Origin of the sequence: Alcanivorax profundi (assembly GCF_003597125.1) — a bacterium.
Taxonomy (GTDB): Bacteria; Pseudomonadota; Gammaproteobacteria; order Pseudomonadales; family Alcanivoracaceae; genus Alcanivorax; species Alcanivorax profundi.
In genome coordinates this window covers 338,894-357,138 of sequence record NZ_QYYA01000003.1, presented here as the reverse complement: position 1 = coordinate 357,138, position 18,245 = coordinate 338,894, and the positions used below count along the sequence as shown (strand labels likewise).

The 18,245-nt window shown below is 57.9% G+C and carries 9 protein-coding genes; all 9 read right to left on the bottom strand.

Features of this window, described 5'->3' with window-relative positions:
- Positions 1 to 4: 4 nt before the first annotated feature.
- The 9 genes from D4A39_RS11580 to D4A39_RS11540 all read right to left on the bottom strand — a co-directional run bounded on the left by D4A39_RS11580 (position 5) and on the right by D4A39_RS11540 (position 18,201).
- Positions 5 to 5,590 carry an alpha-2-macroglobulin family protein gene (locus D4A39_RS11580; RefSeq protein WP_119918146.1) on the bottom strand — a complete coding sequence of 1,862 codons (5,586 nt, stop codon included), beginning with the start codon at positions 5,588 to 5,590 and terminating at the stop codon, positions 5 to 7.
- Positions 5,591 to 6,086: 496 nt separating this feature from the next.
- On the bottom strand, positions 6,087 to 7,457 hold the full coding sequence (pelG, locus tag D4A39_RS11575; RefSeq protein WP_119918145.1) for an exopolysaccharide Pel transporter PelG: 1,371 nt from the start codon (positions 7,455 to 7,457) through the stop codon (positions 6,087 to 6,089).
- Positions 7,457 to 9,001, bottom strand: a complete 1,545-nt coding sequence (gene pelF, locus D4A39_RS11570) for a GT4 family glycosyltransferase PelF (protein ID WP_022985232.1) — start codon at positions 8,999 to 9,001, stop codon at positions 7,457 to 7,459. The genes pelG and pelF overlap by 1 nt, the downstream gene beginning before the upstream one ends.
- Positions 8,982 to 9,989: a hypothetical protein gene (locus D4A39_RS11565; RefSeq protein ID WP_031226390.1), complete on the bottom strand. Its 1,008-nt coding sequence runs from the start codon at positions 9,987 to 9,989 to the stop codon at positions 8,982 to 8,984. Before D4A39_RS11565 ends, pelF begins: the two co-directional genes overlap by 20 nt.
- Positions 9,982 to 11,316 (bottom strand): PelD GGDEF domain-containing protein, encoded by a 1,335-nt coding sequence (locus tag D4A39_RS11560; RefSeq protein WP_119918144.1) that lies wholly within the window; start codon positions 11,314 to 11,316, stop codon positions 9,982 to 9,984. Before D4A39_RS11560 ends, D4A39_RS11565 begins: the two co-directional genes overlap by 8 nt.
- Positions 11,316 to 11,828, bottom strand: coding sequence for a hypothetical protein (locus tag D4A39_RS11555; RefSeq protein WP_119918143.1), 513 nt, complete (start codon positions 11,826 to 11,828; stop codon positions 11,316 to 11,318). Before D4A39_RS11555 ends, D4A39_RS11560 begins: the two co-directional genes overlap by 1 nt.
- 10 nt (positions 11,829 to 11,838) lie before the next feature.
- Positions 11,839 to 14,601 carry a tetratricopeptide repeat protein gene (locus D4A39_RS11550; RefSeq protein ID WP_119918142.1) on the bottom strand — a complete coding sequence of 921 codons (2,763 nt, stop codon included), beginning with the start codon at positions 14,599 to 14,601 and terminating at the stop codon, positions 11,839 to 11,841.
- Entirely contained in the window at positions 14,598 to 15,473 is an 876-nt protein-coding gene (locus D4A39_RS11545; protein WP_022985227.1) for a tetratricopeptide repeat protein, read from the bottom strand. Before D4A39_RS11545 ends, D4A39_RS11550 begins: the two co-directional genes overlap by 4 nt.
- The gene (locus tag D4A39_RS11540; RefSeq protein ID WP_233552468.1) at positions 15,436 to 18,201 is read right to left on the bottom strand and encodes a bifunctional glycoside hydrolase/polysaccharide deacetylase family protein; all 2,766 of its coding nucleotides are present in this window, start codon (positions 18,199 to 18,201) and stop codon (positions 15,436 to 15,438) included. The genes D4A39_RS11545 and D4A39_RS11540 overlap by 38 nt, the downstream gene beginning before the upstream one ends.
- Positions 18,202 to 18,245 lie beyond the last annotated feature (44 nt).

Genomic DNA, 18,245 nt, shown 5'->3' with positions numbered 1-18,245 from the left:
CGGGTCAGCGCTTCACCTCGACCCACTGCCCTGTGCTTCTCGCCTGATAGCGGCCGTCGTACATGGCTTCCGCGGTCCAGGCCGGCAGGTAGAAACGCCCGGCGAAGGTAGCATTGAGGTTCACTGACAGAGACAGTGCATTCTTGCTGCCCGGCGCCAAATCGAAGTAATGCATGACGCGGTCGTCGCGCACATCCTGATAGGTCACCTTTTCCTGATTCCCCCCTTCGCTGGCACTGCCATCCAGACGACTGCTGGTGATCTGCCAGCCTGACGGCAGGATCTGGGTCAGGGCCACGTTATCGAGGGTGCGCTGGGTGATGTTGGTCACGGTAATCCGGGCGGTGAAATCCTGCCCCTGGGTCAGGCTGGACGGATTCACCGATTGACCATTGGCTGTGAACTGCACGGCCAGTCGCAACCCTTCACTCACCGCCTGCTCGTTACCGGGCTCTGGCGTGCCGCGTTGGCTGAGGGTGACAAACAGTTTGCGATCACTGTCGTTACGCACGGTCAGCCCCTCGCCCCCGGCCTGCAATGTCTGGCGCGTTACCGGCGAGGTGGCGGCCACTTCCTGCCAGCCCTGCTTGCCTTCCTTGACGGCATACTGGTAGCCCTTCGCCTCCCCCTCGGCGCCGGCATAACGGGCCATGGCCATCAGCGCCCACGCGGTGCTCTGGGTACTTAGCCAGTCGTCCCCCGCCAGTTGATCGGCAATATTGCGCGCCAGTGTCCAGGCATGCTGGGCATCACCCTGGGCCTGGCTGACCGTCAGGCGAATGGCATCGTCACGCAGCAGCGAACCATAGCTGTAGCGGGCACCATCGTTGTCCAGCCCGGTGGCTTTCAGGGTGGTCAGCTCGGCCGCCACATCAGTCAGGCCCATCTGCTGATAAGCCGCCGCCAGCAACCAGCGCCCGGTGTGATAACTGCTGCTGCGACGGTAGTCCTGCTCGGCCATCTGCAGTCGCTCACGCAGGCGGTTCATGACACCGACCTGGGGGCTACCGGACAGGGCCAGGGTGTACTGACGATAGGCTTCCGCACTCCATTCCCAGGGACGATCCCCCAACTGCTGGCTGCGCCGAATCTGGTAACGCTGCCAGTTATCGAGCATCTCTGCCGGCACCGCATACCCGAGACGGCGCGCTTCCAGCAGGAAGTGCCCGGCGTAGGTGGTGCCCCAGTCATCGGCATTGGCCAGGCCCGGCCAGTAGCTGAACCCACCACCGTGCATCTGGAAGGTCTGCAAGCGCTCGACGGCGGCGCGGATGTTGTTTTCGATATCCTGCTGCTGGCTGTCATCCAGCGACATCAGTTGCGGCAGATACAGTTGCGGCAACGCCGCCGAGGTCGTCTGCTCGATGCAACCGTGGGGATAGCGCAGCAGGTAATCCAGACGCCGTTCCAGCCCCATGGCCGGCAGGCTGCTCACGGCCAGCGAGGCGCTGTTGGTGCCGGGCAGCCCGTGAGGGGCGGTTTCCAGCGCCCAGGTCTGGCCTTTTTCGAGGACCTTGAAGGTATCGCGTGTGGTCGGTGGATTGGCAGCGCGTACCGGCAGGTTCACGGTTTCGCGGGCCTCGTGCTTGCCCCCTTTTGCCGTGACGGTAATCTCGCCAATCCCTGTCTGCTTCCTGGCCGTGACCCGCAGCATGGCAATTTGATCCGACGGCCCGGTAAAGGTGAGTTCGGTGCTGGCCTTGTCCAGCGAGAACAGGCGCTCATCGGCCTCCACGCTCAGCGTGACCTTGTTAAGGCTGTCATCAGTCACAAACACGGTTACCGGCAGATCCACACTCTCACCCGGGCCCAGCACCCGCGGCAGGCTGGTGAGCAGGGTCAGCGGCTGGGTCACGGTAATGCCCTTGTCCGCCTTGCCGTAGGCGCCATTGTCACCGGCCACCACCATCACCCGCACCTGCCCCATATAGGGCGGCAGGGTAATCTCGTGCTGGGCAGTCTCACCGGCTTCCAGCGAGAACGGCCCCAGGAACGACACCACCGGCGGGAAACGGCGACGCTGCTTGTCGCGGCCATCGTCACTGCCATCGGAGCCCCCGAGCGCGAGCAGCTGATCCAGCTCGGCCCCATAGGCGCCTACCACCATGTCGAACAAATCCCAGGTCAGCACACCCAGCGCCTCGCGCTGGTAAAACGCCTTGTGGGGATCCGGGGTCTGGAAGTTGGTGAGTCCGAGCAGGCCTTCATCCACCAGCGCCAGGGTGTAGGTCATGGCCTTGCCCTGTGTCTCGCTGACCTCGATACGGAAGGTTTGCTCCGGTTTGACCTTGTCCGGGGCGTTGATCTGCGGTTCCAGGCGGGTGGCCGGATCGTCCACCAGCAGCGGCACGATGCCGTACAGCCGAATTGGGCGGTCATTGTCTCGCTGGTGTGGCTGCAACAACGCCACATGCACATAGACATTGGGCGCCATCTCGCCGGTAATCGGGATGTCCAGGGTCTGGGCCTCACCACTGGCGGCCAGCCAATACTGGTCGATCACCCGGGAGCCGGTTTCCAGCGTCACCAGCAGTCGCCCATTGGCCACTGCGGGCAATTCAATGCGGGCGGTGTCGCCGGTCTGGTAGCGGTCCTTGTCGGCGCCCAGGCTGAGCCGGGTAGCCGCATCCTGATTGTCGCTGGCGCGGTCCCAGCTCCATCCCAGGTACACCGTCTGCGAGGCGCAATGCTCACTGGCGGTATCGCACACCCGAATCAGGTGACGCCCCCACTCGTAATCTTCACCGTTCAGGGTCCACTGGGCACGGCCGTCGGCGTCGGTCGTCAGCTGCGCCTCAGACACCACCTTGGTGTGCGGGTCACTGATAAAGTGCGTGAGGTTCTCGCCGGAACGGTCCCACCACCAGCGCCAGTCAATTTCGTACACGGTGATCTGCAGGGGCCGACCGGCGAGGGGTTTGCCATCGCTGTCCACGCTGATCAGGTCGATACCGTGCTGCTTGTCGCGGGCCAGCGAGTTAGCCCAGCCGCTGCCCTGCGGGATACGCAGCCCCGCCCATTGCGCATAGGGGTACACCGGCACGCTACGAATTTGGGTGCTGTAATCGCCGCTGTTTTCAAACACCCGGGTGGTCAGGGTGGCCCGCAACATGCCCGGGGGCAGATCCACCGGCACGGTCAACGGGAAAGTGGCTTTGCCCTGGGCATCTACGCTGGCCTCGAAGGCCGTGAATGGTTCACTGCCCAATGCCCGGGTGCGATCATCAAACTGGTAGGCATCCAGACCAGCAAAACGGGTGGCTTTCGGCGTCACCCGAACCTTCACATCGGCCTTCAGGTTGGCCGCAGTGGCACCATTGAGCCACTGACTGAACAGGGTCACCGGCGTGGCCTCGTTGGCGGGCACTTTTTCCGGCAGGTCCAGCTCGATCTTCAGACGATTGGGTTTGATGGCCTCAACCCGCAACGGGGTATCGAAATAACGCTGGCCCAACCGGGCCACGGCCCGCCAGTTACCGGTCGGAGCGGACTCCTGGGTGCTGAGGGTGAAGGCGTAAAAACCGTTGAGCGGAGACTCCAGGGTGTAGCTGTTGACCTTGTTGCCGCGCGGATCGAACCAGTCCAGGGTCAGGGGGTGATCATCCGGGATACGGTCTTCGGGGTCCTGCAACACAAAGGTCAGGTGAATGTCGTCCCCGGGGCGCCATACATCCCGCTCGCCGTAAAAGAACCCTTTCAGGCCATCGTGCACGCGCTCGCCGCCCGTGTTGAACTGATTGGTGGGTAACGCCCGGTTGCGGGCCAGTTTCAAAAAACCGGTGTCGCGATCCTTGACGGCTTTCAGGTAGAACGGCGTGCCTTCAACCTTGATGGCGACCATGCCTTCAGCGTCTGTCAGGCCCATGCCGATCTGCTGCTGTTGATAGTTATAGACCTTGACCACCACGTCTTCCGCCGGGGCATTGGCATCCAGCGACGTCGCCACCACATGGAGGTCATCGCCCTGCCCCTGCTTGGCGATCAGCCCGAGGTTGGACGCCAGAAACGCCCGGGTACTGCTGGCCAGATCGTTGTAGCGGTAGTAGCTGTCGGAGCAAGGATTGTCCTGTTCATACCAGCTCAGGTAACCGGCATCGCGATAGTAACGGCTGACATCCACCTGATCGTGATCCTGACCGGGGCCTTCATAGTTGTCCGGCAGGGTGGCTTTTCGGCTCAGGGCTCCTTCCGGGCAGCTGTAGCGAATGTCGTCGCCATCAATGGTGAGGGTTAAATGCAGCAAACCGTTGGGATGGCTGGACATCAGCTCGGAGAGATCGAGCTGGTAACGCTGCCAGCCCTCATCTGCCGCCGGCAGCGGGATGGATTTCTGCCACAGATAACGACCGGCACGGGTATCCATGTGCCCTTCGTCCAGCTCGCTGCCCTGCAGGTACTGGCCAATGTTGTCATCGAATACGCGGAACGCCTGTACCTTGACGCTGTTAACACCCGCGGCTTCGAACGGCACGCTGAGAACCTTGCCATTGGGCAGAATGGTGCCCTTGCCGACAAAGCGAACGCCGGGGCGGGTCATCATCAGGGTCAGGGTCTTTTCCAGTTTCTTGCCGAGCCGGGCCTGCTTGGCAGAACGGACTCCCGCCTCGACCACCAGTTTCACCGCCTCGTTGCTGTCGTCTTTCGGGTAGACCCGCAGCCGGCTGCCATCCACTTCCGTGCGCGGCTTGAGGTCACCATCCAGGGTGACCAGGCCCATCAGATTCTGGGTTCCCTGCAGCGGCTCGGAGAAATTCACTTCCACATGGGGCTGCGGATAATTCACTGCCCGCACATTGGTGACGGCGAAAGTGGCGATGGCCGGCACCCCATAATGGCGCTCGCCGCTGTTGTTCAGTCCCAGGGGCTCGCCGTCCCAGCTGAGCGTCAGGCGGCCTTCGCTATCGCCCCGAACCACCTCACTGACGGTGAAATCATGGCGTAGCCCCGCGGCATCATGCTGCCAGCGAATCACCGGTGAGCCGCCCTCAAGGCGGGCACGCAACACTGCCTCCACCGTGGCGGCCTCGGCCACATCACGGGTTTCCAGGCTGCCGCTGAGCACCATGGTATCGCCCTGTTCTGCTGGCAGCAGGGATTGCACCGTCAGGGTCATCTGCTGGCGCATCACCTGCAGCGGCAATTCGGCCACGGGCAGCTTGTCATCGACCCCCTCGAGCCCCTGGGCGAATAGCAGCAAGGTCACCGATTCGCCACTGGCAAAGGGCTCTTGCGGCTGCACAGACAAGGTATCCGGGCTCGTCGCCACCACGGTCACCGGTTTCTGTGACGCCAGCCGGGCGACGCCAGAGACGGGCTTGCCGACTTGTTGCTGGCCGAAAACCGGATGGCTGAAACGAACGACGATGGCACTGCGGGCACTGATCAGGCCGGAAGGCACAGCCGCCAGATGGGCCTGCCAGCGATCATCAACAGAGGCCGCAGTCTGGCTCTGTGGGACGTCCACTTGCGGTGTACCGGGATTGGCCTCGGGACGATTCTGATCGTTTCCGGCATTGTTATCACAGGCGACGAGACTGATTACCAGGCCCAACAGGAGGAGCCGGCAAACGTTGGCAAGCGGTGACGACATGAATCCTTTCCCTCTGGTCGATAAGTGCGTCAAACATAGCATAGGCCTGCCACAAAAAAGTGTGGTGACACTGGCCCTTGTTATTCCTTTGAGACGGACAAAACCGCATAACGAGACGCGAGAGCTTGAAAAACGCACCAAAACGGAACGAAAGTGCAAATATTGACCATCAGACCCAAGCGGAACGGCTGCAAAGCGAATGCGCGTGCGAACAAGTGTCCACATAATGTTCCCGTCGATGAGGTCCCATCCATCGATGGCGGAGTTCTGCTCCGTGATAGCTCTCCCGAGCCAAACTATTATCGGCGCCCTTTGGGCGCCGTTTTTTTTGCCTTGAATGCTGAAACGCCAGGTTTCGAAGAGAGAACGCGGCAACGACGTAGCGGTGATTCCATAGCCGACGTGTCAACAATCACCCCGTTGGTTCCGCCAGCCCCCCCACCGCGCCGAGCCTGCGGCGCTGCCCAAGCCGGTAGCGGCGGGGCCCCCTTGCCGCTTAATGCAGCATGAAAGTAATGTACTCCAACTCGCCCATCTTGCGATTCACCAGCCACAACCCCAACAGCACGCATACCGCCAGCGCCAGCAAAAAACCAAACCCGAAAAACTGGGGCCCCAAATACAGGCTGATACCGGTAAAGAGAATATTGAGAACCAGGAATAACCCGGTGAGCAACACCAGCATGCGTCGCTGATCCAGGTAACAGAAAACATTGATAATCGCCAGGAATACCACCTGCAGGGCAGTGGCGATCAACTGCACCTTGAGCAAGGGTAGATACAGTTCGGAAATGCCAAGGGCAGCAAAGATCTGTGCGCCGGTGACCATCAATAACAGCGCAGCAATGGCCTGAATCTTGAGAATCTGGAAAATCCCCTGGCGAATCACGAACACCATCTGATTTCGCTGTTCTTCAATGTAAGACAAGGAGCCACCGTCACGCACTGCATCGTAGAAGTTGCTGTAATGCTCCACAAAGTCGGTTTCCATACGCACCAGAAAAACCGCCATGCCGGGGATCAACGACAGGTAAGACAGGAAAACCGGGATATCGTAAATAAGTGATGCCCGCAGGGGGCCAATCACATCGCTGCCGGTGCCGGAGTAAAACCAGAACATGGCCTTGTCTGCCCACACACCGGCATTGTAGAAAAAACCGACCAGCATCAGCGAGGGATACAGGTATTTGCCGGAGAACATCTCAAACGAGACAACCGTTAATGCGGGATAGCCTCGGATGATCAGCACCAGCATACCGCCCAGCAGCGTGACCTGCCCAAGCAGAAACCCCAGCAGCAGGCCTTCCAGATCCATAAACCTGAGCAGCAAGGCAGCAGCCACAGTCACCGTATAGCCGAGGGCATACAGCCACAGGATCGCCTTGTATTGCTTCATGCCGGACAAAAAAACCGTGGCAATCCAGATATTCGACAACACCACAAAACTGGCCACCAGTAGCACCCGATACAAGATGCTCTGCCCGGGAAAAAGAAACAATCCAATCAGCAGCGAAAGGCAGCCGGAAATCAGCGTTACCAGCACTGTGACCCCGCCGAAATTGGGCAGGATCATATCCTCCCGGTGTTCAAAGGAACGGTCCGCACAGAACCGGGTAAACGCCAGCTGGACAACCCCGGTCAAAATCAGGCTTCCCGCGATCAGGTAGGTAACTGTCACCTGAAAGCGCGTCACCGCCAGATCCGGCACCACTACCCCGAGACTGAATATCCCGATAATCAGGATACCGATAATGGACAACACCCAGGGGCCCGAGCTGATCACACCAGCGTAGGCGTACGCCCGAATCAACCCCAGCAAGGTATCCTTGCGAAGCAGCTTACGCAGCTCAAAGCCAATCCCCGCCATTAGTGCTGCCCTGTCTGTTTGGAGAGACCGTTACCTTCCATGAGTTGCTGATAAATCTCACGGTAAGCACCGAACATCATCTCCTGGGTATATAACGCTTCCACCCGGCGAATCCCGGCTTGCTGTGCCCGATACCACTCCTCATCGTCGGATAATAACCGGGCAACTGCCTTGCCAAGCGCTTCCGGGTCAGCAATGCCAACGACCTCACCGGCTTTGCCATAGGCTTCATCTTCCGGTCCCAGCCCTTCAATCAGCTGCCGGCAAGACCCCACATCGGTGGAAACCGTGGGCACTCCCGCCGCAAACCCCTCCAGAATCACCAGCGGCAGAGCCTCACTGATAGAACTGAGCACCATGACGCCGACCTTCGGCAGCAACTCATCGATTTTCTGGAAGCCCAGAAACTTCACGTTCTTTTCCAGGCCAAGACTGGCGACCAGTCCATGGCACTCTTTGGCGTAGTCCTTGTCTTCATCTTCCGGGCCAGCGATCCATCCTTCTGCATCAGGAATTTCATTGACTAACGTGCGCATAGCCCGCAAAAAGGTTTTCACATCCTTGATGGGAACCACCCGCCCAAGCAGACAGGCGGTCTTTGGTACCTCCGGCCCACGGGCCGCACGAACCTTTTTCATTCGCGGCAAATCGATGCCATTGGGAATGTTCATGGTTCGCGATTCCGGCGCACCATCACTGACCTGACGCTCCCGATTGCGCTCATACAGAGCCACAATCTGGTCAGAGGCCATATAGCATTGGCGGCCCAGCTCGGTGAAAAAATTCACCCATTTCTCGCGAAAGTACGCCATCTCCGCATTGTTTTTTTCTACCAGGCCCCTGTTGTCACTGATCCACTCACTCTGAAACAGATCAATCTTGCGTTCCTTGGTATAGATACCATGCTCCGAGAGTAGCAGAGGCTTGCCGGTTCGGCGTTTCAACATGGCTCCCAGAAAGCCGGCATAACCGGTAGAAATGGTGTGATACATCTTTGCCGGTATCAGATTGTCAGCGATTTCATTCAGTACCCAGATAGGGGAATGCATGATTCGCACGGTCCAGAAATAATCCACAAAGGACGGATCCCGGCTATAGTCGCGGTAGGCCTGGGAGATATAGTCCCAGCTTGCCCTGCTATGTAGAAATGACTCTTCAGAGTAGACCTTGCCATCACCAAGGTTATTAACAATTTTCTCAAAAAGTCGGGCTTTTTCCTGATTGTCTGCACCGCTCTTGATCAATTCGTGGAAGGTACAGACATCCTTGTAAGCCTTGGTATTGCCATTGGATGGCCGCTTTTCCACGCCCCGTTTGAAATTGTGAAGATAGTGCACCTCCAGATGCACTACGTTGTCCGGTAATTCGTACTTCATATCACCGTAGTCTTCAGGACGACTACCGACAAAACAGCAGGCAAAGGTGTACTCCGGGAAACCACGAATGATCTGGTTCACCCAGCTGGACACTCCTCCACTCACATAGGGAAAAGTCCCTTCCAGCAGCAGACAAATATCGGCTTTGTCAGCGGTGGGCAATGCCATGACTTCTCCAGAATTCAACGGATTTATTAAGATTGGTGAACTGACTGTCATCGGAAATTTCTGACATCAATCGGCGGACCAGAATCAGTTGTCGCCGATCGAGGGCAATTTCAGCCAGCCACGGATTGACCTGATTCGCAGACAATCCAAGACGCCGCGAAAAGACCAGCGACTGCTGGGCATCACCGTATTCATTTCTTGCCAGTTGAATCCGCCCGCGCAGTAACCACAGGCCTGCGTCCTGCGGCGCCTCCATCAGCGCCATATCGGCATAGAAGGCTGCTTTTTCCAGGGCAATAGCACGAATGTCACCGCGCACCAGATCCTGATAGTTCAATTCCCAGTAAAGTTCAGATAGTCGGCGGGCAAGCCGATAGCGACGGGACTCTTTGGCGCGCTCCAGCATCTGCATGGCACGCTCGATATCCCGCGTAATGACCTTTTCCTTTTGATCCAGAATGCCGTAGGACAGCAGTCTCACATCTTCATACCTGTCACCGAGCGACTCACGCAGTACCTTGCCGGTGACCTTCGCTGGCATATCCTTCAATACCAACATGCCCTGCACCCGCAAAGCATCAGGTGACTCACTATCGGATAACAGACTTTTCAGATCGATTTGCCGAAAGCCACTGCCTGCTGATGCCTGTACCGGGGTGAAATAGGGCTTCTCGATGACACCGAAATGATGCTGCCGGAAGGTCGCAGGAAGCCAGATACCCAGAACCACCCCGCCCAACAGTGTCAGCAAGCCGATTGCCGGAATGAAAAAAGCAAATCCGAAGATCAAAACCCAGGACAGGATTTTGGGGGTCTTGAAGCGTGCAGGAAGTACACTCCACGCCACCACCGTCATTAATGCCGATGCCAAACCGTGGGATACCAGGTACAGCAAAAAGATACCTAGAGAGGCTTCCTTGCTAAGCAGCAGTAGCAGGGAGCCCAGCTCCGCACTGACTGCATAGATAAGCAGCTTCAGGCTAGACACCAGCGGCTCCCAGTAACTCCGATACCTGCTGTTCCGGATCTCTTCCATCCAGATGCCGGTAGAAAAACTGCACTCCTGCCTGGCGCAAGCTCATAAAGGCAAATTCATCTTGTAGCCAGCTTTCTGTGCGCAGCACAAAGCCTTCCAGCCCGGATTCTCCGGTCATGGGCATCATGATCATGAGTATGTTGTCGTTGATCCACCAGGCCAGATCGAGACTACGCAGCCCCCGCGCCAAGGCATCGAGTATCAGCCCTGCTTGCTCACTGTCATCTGCCACAAACAAGGTGAGTGCCGTTTCCACTCGCACGTCGGTACGCAGTCGCGTGAGGGCCACCAGCTCACTGCCCATACGGAAAGGCAGACCCGGCCAGCGGGCAAGCATGGTTTGGGTTTCTGGTCCGCTGTGCACCACGTCCGCATAAAAGTTGAGCAGCACGGAAAGCAATTGCAGGTTTTCGTAGTTGATCGAGAGGAAGGGCAATCGCTCGACGACAAGCACACCAATGGTCTGGCCAGCACTGGTAATGATTGGCGAGGCCACCAGATAGAGCCCATGATAATTATCATCGTGATCTGATTGCTGAACATGGGCGAGCAGCTGGTTGTCCAGCGCATACTCCAGCAACGCATTGTTGCGCTCAAGGGGTTTGTTCTCGCCGAGGGTTGCCGCCGGTTTGTCCTGTATTTCCCCATGCACAACCGGATAAATCGCCGCACGTTGAAGTTGGCAATACTCTGCCAGCAAACCCGACAGGTCATCGGCGGCAGGCAAGGTAACATCCTGGCTTTCGTCAAGAATCAGATCCCGTAAACGGGTGAGTGCATCGCGCACCGTATACGGTTTGATCAGCAGATTTTCTTCAAGCCGGTCATGGGAAAGACGCAGCAATACGTAGCGTTGGGTCAGATTCTGAAGGCGCTCAAGTGCATAGCTGGCCGCACTGTCCGCTCGCATCAATCGGACCCGCCAGAGATCGGCAAACTCCCCGGCAATCAGGGTTATGATAAACCCGCCGAGCATGGTGCTTTCCGGAAAATCATGACCAATGTAATAACCGAGAAAGCGCAGGATAAACCAACAGGCAATCAGGCACAGCATCGCCAGCACACCAATCAGGCTGCCGTATCGAAGCGCCAGCAACAGTGGCACCAACAGGACCCAACGGAAGGTGTCTATCAGGGTGAGGGGGTCTTCAGGGCGTAACCATACCCCAATGCCCACAGCCACAGCCGTGAGCAGTACGGTTTCAAGCACTGCCCAGGTCGCCCCTTTCATGGGCGCCATGATTGCGGCCAGCTTTCCGTTGCCGATCCGTTCGAGCATTAGTTGATTACCGGTTTCAGTAATTTATCGATGACCTTTTGCCCGGTCTCACTCAGGGAGTCTCGTGCCCAGCCTGCGCGAGAACCGGTACCGCTGTATACGATTTCACCGGAAGGCAACTCACGTATTTCCAGCATTACCCCCACAGCCGGTTCACCATCGACTCCCGTTTTGTAGCGCCATTCATGCACCACACCACTGACAACGTAAGTCGCATCCTGGGTGGTGATCCACTGTGCCATTTTTTTGCGGATGGCGGGTGAGGAGGCTTCAAACAGTACACCATCATTATCGGTTTCCGGGTAGGCCTCGACTCTCTGAACACCATGACGGTAGAGAACAGACTCGACGATGGCTGCCGCTCGCAACCCGGCCTGGGGTGTTGCGGTACGGTTCACCAGCGGCAACACCAGCCAGGTTCCCTGCCCGGACACACTCACATCCTGGCTACTGCGAACGTGGGTGCAGCCCGCCAGCACGGCGATCAGCAACACGCTTATCAGTACTCTCATGGCAACTCTCCTAGTAATAGATCCTGTATTCAAATGCCGCTCGATAGCTGTCTTCACCGCTACCGCCAGTATTCAATTGCTGTTCCAGATACAACTTCCAGCCATCGCGCCCGATGAATGGTCCCTCAATCCCCGCGCGGCCGGTAAACCCACTGCCAGACAAACTGTTGTGGCTGTAGCCCAGCTCTGCCCAGCCTTGCAGCCGGTGCGGGCGTAAATGGACATCGGGCATGCCCAACAGCAAGGTCAGCTCTGTCTCGTGATAATCTTCCGGGATAGCGACGGCAGATTGTCCGGGCGGCAAAAGCGCTTGCACCTCATCCATACTCTCGCGCTCTTCGTCAAAGGCAGCGCGGGTATGGCGCCCTTTCAGGCCAGGGGAAAACCGCGACAACCAGGGGCGCCAGGTGCTTTGAACATTCACGATTGTGCCACTTCCGAGGGTTTCGCCATCCAGGTCATGGTAGGTGTAGTCCGACAGGTCCACGCTGTTTTGCCAGGTCGACGAGGGCGACCAGGCCAAACCGTATCGCAGCCCGGTGCGCGCGCCCCCCAGCAACAATAAGGACGATTCATCCGCCGGCATCTGCCATTGGTAACCCAGGGTGACAGACCAGTCGCTGTGCCAGGCACCGCCCATTTCCAATTCGGCCATGGTCTCATGGTGATCCAGCAAATCACGCTGTCCAACGAAAAACGACTGCCGATACCGGCCGCGCTTATGGTTCCAGTAGAGTCCTGCCCGGTGCTCCTGATCATCGACAACAAGCAGCGTTTCATCATTGCTGGTGAACTCACGTCGATCGTACTGGAACACCAGTTCGCTGTGGTCACTGACCGGCTGGAACTGGGTAAACTGCAAATCGAGTACCTCCAGTGCCCCCAATCGACGACGCTCAAGCCCCAGCCCCGATGAACGGGCAGAAGGCAGGAGCAAACTCTCCTGGAACATGACTTGCCCGGCCAACTCTGGTGCCCCCTGCTGGATTTTCATCAGGGTGGCCGCCGCTTGCCTTTCCTCATCCAGCCTGACCTGGGTGTCCAGCTGTTCCGACAAGGTCAACCGATGCCAGTACTGCTCACGAACGCTGGCCACCTGGTCCTGATCGTCCTGTAAAGCCGCATAGGCCAAAGCCGATCCGGCCTGCAGCTCTCCCTCCGCTCGCCACTTGAGGAGATACCAGCTTTGCGCCAATTCACGGCTATCTTGATACAGCGACCACTGTGCCAGCCATTCCGCACGGGTGGCCGCAGCAATATCAAGGTCAGGCTCTGTCATGGCTTGTGCCCTTGCCAGTGACGCATCACCGCTCTCGAAGGTCTGACTCAGCGTCAACAGCATGAAGCGGTATTCGGTGTTCCGGGCGGGATCGATACTCGACGGCAAGTCACGCCACAGGGATCGCAGGATTGGCCACGCCTGATCATGCCTGCCGGCCGTCATCAACGTCTGGGCGAAATTCCATTGTGCCAACCAGTCATCCGGCTGCTGCTTGAGCATCGCGCGCTGATAACGAAGTGCAGTCTCCGGATCACCAAGCTCCAGATAGGCGGCCGAGAAGGCCGCCCAATAGCGGCTGTCTGCAACCGCCTCATTCTGCCAGCGTTGAACACTTCGACGCAGTGCATCTTCATCTGCGGTGGCCACATTCAGCCACAACCAGTTGATTCTTGAGTCCCGGTCTCCAGGAGCGAGATATAACGCACGACGCAAAGTATTTTTCGCGGCCTGGTGCTGCTGATTCCGCAGCTCCAGACCGGCCACAAAACGCAGGAACGCAGGATCTTGCTCAAGCGTTTTCCGCTGCTCGGCACTGAGTCGACCAAGAAAAGCCTCAATACCCTGATAGTCGCCCCGATCTTGCAGCGCGTAGAGTACCGCCACCGCCATGTTGGGATCGTCCAGTTTTTCCCAGGCACGATCCAGCAATGCCGTCATCTGGTCTCGGTCGAAATAACGCAGAAGACTGATGAACATGTAGAGATCAGGGATGGTGTCATCATCATTCTCAACCAGGGTGTTGTAGCTGGCGATGGCCAGATCCCACTCACCCTGTTCCGCTGACATCACTGCCAGATAGCGGGTAACTTCCGGGTGGTAGTCCATTCGCTGCGCATCGCCTTGAAGGCCGGAGAGGGCTCCCCCCCTTTCGCCTTGAAGCCACAGCAGCCTCGCGGTATCCAGTGCCAGAGTCGGTTCAGGCCCGAACCGCTCCATATACTCGCGACCAAAACGGGCCGCCTGGACATCATCCCCCATATTCAGCGCGAGCAACTGCATTTCCCTGAGTGCGGCACGGCTGGGATAACGCCGATTCCACTGCTGCAAAAATTGCACGCCCTCTGCCGGTTTACCAAGCAATTCATATTGGCGGGCGATATCCTCAATCAGAACAGCATCATAGGGGTGTTCCTGCAGGGATTTCTTGCGCGCCTCCATGATCAATTCATTGTTGTAGGTCGCAGGGGCCAGCTCCAGTACCGCCTCCCATGCTTGCGGGGAATCAGACAGGTTGGCGACTCGCTGCCAGGCTCTCAGGGACGTACTCATATCCCCTTGCCAGCGAGCAACCTGCGCCAAGCGCTCAAGCCACCGCACATCATCCGGATGCCAATACAGGGCACGGGTAATAACTTGCCTGGCACGGACCAGATTGCCGGCACCAACGAACACCTGATAACTACGATCGTAATACTGCTCGACATAAGGCTCGGGTGGCTGGGCATGAGCCACCCCCGCCAGCAGGACTCCGGCAGCAATCAGCCGCTTCATCGGCTCGCCTCAACGCCGGGGAGATTGAGCAGTATCACGGCATATCGCTGGGCCCGGGCCATGTCTCCACCGGCCTGGGCAAGCAGCATTAACCGGTACACCACCTCTTTATCGGCAATAAAGCTTCGCTCCCGGCGCTCGGCCAACGCCAGTGCCTGCGCATGAAGACTGCCGGCCACCAGAACGTCCAGTGCCGACAGAAAATACGCTTTGCGCACGTCGTAATCACCGCGTGCGTCCATGGCCCGAAGATAGGATGTGGCAGCCGCTTGATAATTGCCATGCGCCAAGTGCACCGCCGCAGCCTGCTCATGCCATTGCGCTGGGGTATCGGATTGCACGGCAATACGGCTGTAGGCCATTGCTGCCATCTCGGACTGATTCAGGGCGAGAGCCATGTCCGCATATTCCTCACGCTGCGGCCGGGTCAGGGCTCCCCAGTCCACTGCGTTTAGGCGCTCTACCGTTTCATATTCCAGCATGGTACCGACACGGTCTCTGGGGGGCAGAGCCATTAAGCGGTGGAAATCCTTTAACAACCTCAACCAGCCCACATCGCCATCATGAAAGTGGCCATGGCCGGCAATCAGCACCAGCTGATTTTCTGCTTCCTGAAAGCGCCCCAACATAATCAGTTCACGGGCCATGAGCAGGCGCAATTCATCATCATTGGGCTTGGCTTTGAGCCAGGCCTGCATATAACTGAACGTCACGGCATCCAGGCGCGCATTGCGTAACGTGGATGACAGATCCCGTGGAAAAATCATCCAGCACACCACCGCAATCAGCAGCAGGAACGCCAGTAATTCATGTAACCCCATTACCCGGAGGCGTTCACTGCGAACATTGTAGCCGTAGCTCAGTGAGCTCATGCTTCGCACTCCGGTAGTGGTAAACAGATCCTTCCCGGCGAACCGGAGCAAGGCGCTTGCCCGCCTGCCGCATTGTGCAGCCTTCGGCATTGCCGATTGCAAACTCCAGGCCGGCATAGCCTTTTAGCGAAAAAGCCAGCCCCGACCGGGTTTGCGTAAAATCTGTGAGGCGGGCATTCGCCTGCTGAAGGTAGGGGCGCTTGTGGTTACCGGCCTTCCAGCTGGCCGTCGCCCCCTGCATATGCAGATATCGGCCGGGCTTGTCGACACGGTAACCGGCTAACCCCTCACTGTTACCCATATCCGGTAAGTCCAGCGATTCAGGCAAACGCAGTGTCCGTAATTCACCGCCGCCTCTCACGAGCCAGCGGTCTGCTTCGCGTGCGATGGCCATCTGGTTGAAATCCAGAACCTTACGCACGTATTCCGAGGCGAACAGGGGAAAAAGGGGCTGGTCTTGCGCCCATTGATACACGGTAACAAGCGATTCCAGCGATGCATTCTTACTGGCGATGTAGGTGTGGTAATAGATATCGACCGGTTTGAACCGATAAGGGCTTTCCGTCATCTCAAAGGTTTCGATCACCCGTTCAAAGCCGTAAAACGGTCCGGTCCATTGGCGGGTATAAATGTTTTCGTTCTGGTTGGGAGCATAGACTTGATACTCCTCCCCCTTGGGCAAACCAATACCCTTGATCAGGGTCCAGGTCGGCGCGCTGCGAGTGATAGTGGTATCGCTGCCGTTCATGTTCAGCAGCCCATGCTCACGAGCAGCCCTCAGCGCTTCAGGAGTGGGTACAGTGTCACCGCTCCATAGCACCATGCGGGTTTTCTTGCCGGGAGGAAGCAGGTTTTTCTCGATATAGTCTGCTGAGCCGGCAACCTCACGCACGGGGTCCATTTTGTAATCCGGGATAGGAAGACGAAGTTGCCCTTCAGGGCCAAACAGATCGCCTGGATTGTTCTGCGCGTCATACCAGAAAAACGGATGGGAGTAGGTATGCGTGGCAGCCTCGACATGGTCCAGCCTGAACATTTCACGGGCAATCTGTTGCAGCTCGGCGGCCTGATTCGGGTACAGTCCATCGCTGGCGACCTCCCCTTCGATCACCGAGATCGTGGTCGGCAGTGTGAATTTTTTCAGCACCTCTTCGAGTAATACACGAGCGTCTGCCTGCCCCTGATAATCACGCACTTCTGCCAGACTGGGGAAGCCATCGCCATCCATGTGGGCAAAGCCCAGTCGCCGCCCGTTTTCTGTGGTCACATCAGGGATCGGCATGGCGGGCAAGCGCAATGCATCATGAAGAAAAGTCAGAGGATTGAGCATCCAGCGATCCAGGCCCTCTGCCTTGATCGTGGGCAGGGCGGCACGGATCAAGTAGGGCTGCATGGCATAGCCGCCCCACTCGGTGATCGCCACCGGCATGTAACGTTGGGAACCTGAAGCGATCTCCAGCCAGGGGGTTGTCGCCTGGGCATTGTAAAGCGGCTCTCCTACCGGCAGAAAGCGCGGCAGGGGGGCTTCGAACCCCATGCTTTCGTGCTGCCTGACAATAGAGGGCAACACCTGAGGGGTGGTCCTTGCCTGAAAACCGAAGATCTGGCCATTGGGGCCCAGAGGGTCAACAGCAGGGTAACCCAGCATCACAATGGGAACACCAGACTCACGCTGGCGAACCAGCCAGCTTTCAAAATCCGGGGAGGAAATGCCATCCTTCTCCAGCCACACCACAATGCCGGCATAGCGGCCACGCAGCTCCCCCGCCGGCATGGTATCGTCTATTTCCCTGATATCAGGGATCAAGCCCTGAAACTGCAAGGGCATCAGTCCGTAGCGAATTGCATCTGCATGCTCCCACAAACGCTCCTCGCTGCCACCGTGGATCAATAACACATCCCGCGGCAGCACTTCGCGGACCCCCAGCCCAAACCCGTCGATGGCCGGATTGGTGACCCACGGGATCAACCCATGATCTGCAATTTTTCTGGCCAACTGACGTGCCTGTTCGCGCTCCGCTGGCGGGGCGTAATCAATGGCAATACCGTCCACTTCAAATCGCTGGCGAAGCTCAGAAAATTGCTGCAACAACCATTCCCGGTCCGGGTCGGGAACAACCTGATAACTCTCCTTTTCGGGCAACCACCGCTGATAGAGGGACTCTGCTGCGATCGCGTCGACCTGGGCACGAACCATCGGCATCAGTTCAAAGCCGCGATTAAAGATAAAACGTGCATCGGGATACCGCTGAGACACCGCATTGATCAGCGCGGCAAGCCCCTCCCGTTGTTGCTGCCGGCCTTCTTCGTCAGTCACGCCAAGCTGATAACTATCCAGGGTGTCCAGAAAAAATCCACGGTAGCCGGCCTCCCAAAGTGGGGCAAAGACTTTCTCAACAAAGATATCCCGGAGTTCGGCTTGCGACTGGTCCAGCACCCAGGACCCCCAATTGCGATTCTTGCCGAGTCGCCATTGCGGCTTGATCAACGAAAAGTAGGAGCGTTGGGGCAAGACCTCGCCAAGACTGACGTACGCATAGAAACGTTGATCGGCAACGAATTCAGGAACGCGATCAGCCTGATCAGGCTCGACTACCGGGTAGTCATAGAGGGAGAGCTCGGACCACGGGATATTGGGCCCGTAATAAAATGCCGCCGCTTTGTCGGCATGTGCTGGCAAACACCATGCGAGTAGCAGGGCCACCGGAAATAAAACGCGTGCAAACAAATGTCACCCTGTCCTTGTGAGCGTGATTCACTATAGACAGTTAT